This window comes from Zoogloea sp. (genome assembly GCF_041904905.1).
Taxonomy (GTDB): Bacteria; Pseudomonadota; Gammaproteobacteria; order Burkholderiales; family Rhodocyclaceae; genus Zoogloea.
Genome location: NZ_JAYRMI010000042.1, coordinates 1 through 3,255, shown reverse-complemented (window position 1 = coordinate 3,255; position 3,255 = coordinate 1). Strand labels below are relative to the sequence as shown.

3 protein-coding genes are annotated in these 3,255 nt (G+C 61.9%); all 3 read right to left on the bottom strand.

Translation table 11 applies throughout. The annotated features are described in order from the left end of the window. Positions 1-21 precede the first annotated feature (21 nt). Positions 22-1,077: a YhcG family protein gene (locus ACE3N6_RS12370; RefSeq protein ID WP_374246078.1), complete on the bottom strand. Its 1,056-nt coding sequence runs from the start codon at positions 1,075-1,077 to the stop codon at positions 22-24. Then, positions 1,074-2,198: a restriction endonuclease subunit S gene (locus ACE3N6_RS12365; RefSeq protein WP_374246110.1), complete on the bottom strand. Its 1,125-nt coding sequence runs from the start codon at positions 2,196-2,198 to the stop codon at positions 1,074-1,076. The genes ACE3N6_RS12370 and ACE3N6_RS12365 overlap by 4 nt, the downstream gene beginning before the upstream one ends. A gap of 81 nt (positions 2,199-2,279) precedes the next feature. Next, on the bottom strand, positions 2,280-3,255 hold a 976-nt coding region (locus tag ACE3N6_RS12360), incomplete at its 5' end, for an IS256 family transposase (RefSeq protein ID WP_374246077.1).

The following is a 3,255-nucleotide window of genomic DNA, read 5'->3' as shown; positions in this document are numbered from 1 at the left end:
CCTGTTCGAGTTGGTCTTCGGTCATTTCAGCGGGTCCAGCTTGTCGATCTCGTCGGCCAGCTCGGCCTCGATCTCTTCGATGCTCGGCAGGCTGCGCTCGAACGACGCGGGGAGGTCGCGCAGCAGCTGGTATTCCGCTACGCCCATCGGCTTCTCGATTCCCGACAAGGCGTACTCGGCGACGAGCCGGTTCTGCTGCTTGCACAGCAGCAGGCCGATGGTTGGCTTGTCGTCCGGCGCCTTCACCTGCGCATCCACCGCCGAGAGGTAGAAGTTGAGCTGGCCGGCATGTTCGGGCTTGAAGGCCGTCGCCTTCAGCTCGACCACCACGTAGCACTTCAGGCGCGTGTGATAGAAGAGAAGGTCGATGAAGAATTCATCGCCCGCCACCTCCAGCCGGAACTGCCGCCCGATGAACGCGAAGCCAGACCCCAACTCCAGCAGAAAGCGGGTGATGTGGCGGATCAGGCCGTTTTCGATATCCCGTTCGTGGGCATCGTCTCCCAGGCCCAGGAAGTCGAAGAGGTAAGGGTCTTTCAGGGTCTCGGCCGCCAGGGCCGAATCAGGGGCGGGCAGGCGGGCCTCGAAGTTGGTCACGGCGGCGCCCTGCCGCTCCATCAGCCGATTGCGGATGTGGCGCTCCAGCGTCGGCCGCGACCAGCCCAGCTGCACGGCCCGCAAGGCGTACCACTCTCGCTCCGCGGGGCTGGCCAGTTTGGTCAGCAGGGTCACGATGTGGAACCACGGCATTTGGGCAGCAGCCTGCTGCCCAAATGTCCCGTCCGGACAATGCTCGGCAAAGTAAGCCATGTACTTCAAATTGCGGCCCGAGAAACCACGCATGTCCGGGAAGGCATCCTTCAGATCCCTGGCCAGCCGCTCGATCACCTTGGCGCCCCAGCCCTGGTCTGCCCGCCGGGCCAGAATCTCCTGACCGATGCGCCGGTACAGCTGGACCAGCTCCCCATTGACGGCCAGCGCTGAACGCTGGCGGGCGTGGCTGATGTCGGTCTTGAGCCGGATCAGCCATGCCGTGTAGTCCTCGGGGAGACTCGGGGCATGCGGGGCAGGGGTCATGCTGCGGCCTCCTCAAGTCGGGATTCCGCCTCGGGCAGACGCAGCTGGCCGGAGATCAGGCGGGGGAGCAGGGTGTCGCGGAGGGTGGAGAGGGTTTGGGCTTGGAATGTGTTGTGGTCCATTAATGTGCGCAGGTGACACACCACGTCGTCAAAGACAGCAATGACCTTGGTCGTGGCCCCAGGCACCTTGAGGCGGTACACGTTCTCACGGTTCAGACCGGGGACGGCCGCATCGGTGTTCATTTCGGACAGCCCGAGAGTCTGGAGCAAGTAATAAATATATGAGAGCGGCTTGCTGGTCTTCACGTAGAAAACCGTGTCGATGGGAAAAAACGGCCTGCTTTCCCAATACAGACTGCCGACCGTCCCCTTTCTTCCCACCACGACCGATGGGGCGTTAACGAGCGGCGCGTCATGCCGGCCAGTGATTCCGCCCGAGCCATAAACTGGCACATCACCCTGCTTACGGTCATCGGCTTTCAAGGCCTTGCCATAGGCAAGCTCAAGTATGGAATCCAGCCGGATCGGCCCCCACCCCTTCGGCAACAACCCCAACTCCGACTCTTCGAACCCATCCGGAAACAGCGCCGCCGTTGCCTCGTCCATCCCTTCCGGGGCGAGCCCTTGCTGCCTGGCGCGGACGGGGTCGAAGTCGACGAACCAGGACTTGAACAGCGCCTGGGCGATGGCTTCGAGGGTGGCGTTGGTTTCGCGCAGGAGGGCGATGCGGTCGTCGAGGGCACCAAGCAGAGACGCGGCTTGAACTTGCTCACTAATTGAACGAACCGGAATCTTGAGACTTTTTAGAACCGGAATTCTCACATTGCTGACGGTTGATCCTGTTCCTTCGCTCCAAGAGATTTCATGCTGAACCTCTGGGGATTGAATCGCATAGAGGAGGTATCGAGGGTGCACCTTCTCTGGGTCTGGACGAAGCAATACTTGGCGCTGTCCAACGCAACACTCGAGATCCTCTGGCACCATGCACACCTCTCCCATCGGCGCTTCACGCGTAAAAATAAGGTCTCCGTATTGAGGTCTCGCTCTTCTGATTCGGATTAGGTAATGCTTGTGATCCGTGTAACTTTTTTCAGAAAGATCTAGCTGGCCGTTCTTGATGTTTTGAGGGAGTGTCAGTAATTTTGTGTTTGAGGCGAATTTCGATTGATCCCAACCGCGGCCGGGGTCAATCGGGGGTTTTCATTTTGTCACGGCCGGGATGAAGCGCTCGCCGTACAGGATGGCGAACTGGTTCATCGCGGGCCTCCAGTGCATCATCGGTTTCTTCCATTCCGCCGTGATGTTGCGTAGCGCCAGCCAGATCAGCTTGGTGGCCGCCTCGTCCGTCGGGAAATGCCCCCGCGTCTTGATGATCTTGCGCACCCGGGCGTTGAGGCTTTCGATGGCGTTGGTGGTGTAGATCACCCGGCGCACCTCCGGCGGAAACGCGAAGAATGGGATCACCTGCTCCCACGCCCGTCGCCATGCCGCGGCCACCGTCGGGAAGCGCTGGCCCCATTCCCCTTCTGCAAACGCCTCCAGCGCCGCCTGCGCTGCCTCGGCGCTCACCGCCTGGTAGATCGGCTTGAGGGCATCGGCCAGCGCCTTGCGCTCCCTGTAGCCCGCGTAGCTCAGGCTGTTGCGTAGCAGATGCACGATGCACGTCTGCAGCGTCGTGCGCGGATATACTGCCTCCAGCGCCTCGGCCATGCCCTTCAGACCGTCGGTGACGGCGATCAGGATGTCCTCGCAACCGCGCAGCTTGAGGTCGTTGAAAACCTTGAGCCAAAACTTCGCCCCTTCGGCCTGCTCGATCCACAGCCCGAGGACCTCCCGGCTGCCGTCGGCCCGCACGCCCAGCGCCAGAAACACGGCCTTGCTGCGCACCACCGCATCTTCGCGGATCTTGACCCGCAGCGCGTCGAAGAACACCACCGGATACACCGCTTCCAGGGGCCGGCTCTGCCATTGCAGGACTTCATCCATCACCGCGGCGGTGACCTGGCTGATGAAGTCCGGCGACACCTCCGTGTTGTACATCTGCAGCACAAACGCCTGGATCTCCCGCACGCTCATCCCGCGGGCGTACATGGCGACGATCTTGTCGTCGAAGCCGGTGAAGCGCCGTTCGTGCTTGCCGATCAGCTGGGGCTCGAACTGCCCGGCCCGGTCCCGC

Coding starts and splice junctions, on each gene's coding strand:
- ACE3N6_RS12370 (WP_374246078.1), bottom strand. CDS start 1,077: ATGACCCCTGCCCCGCATGCCCCGAGTCTCCCCGAGGACTACACGGCA.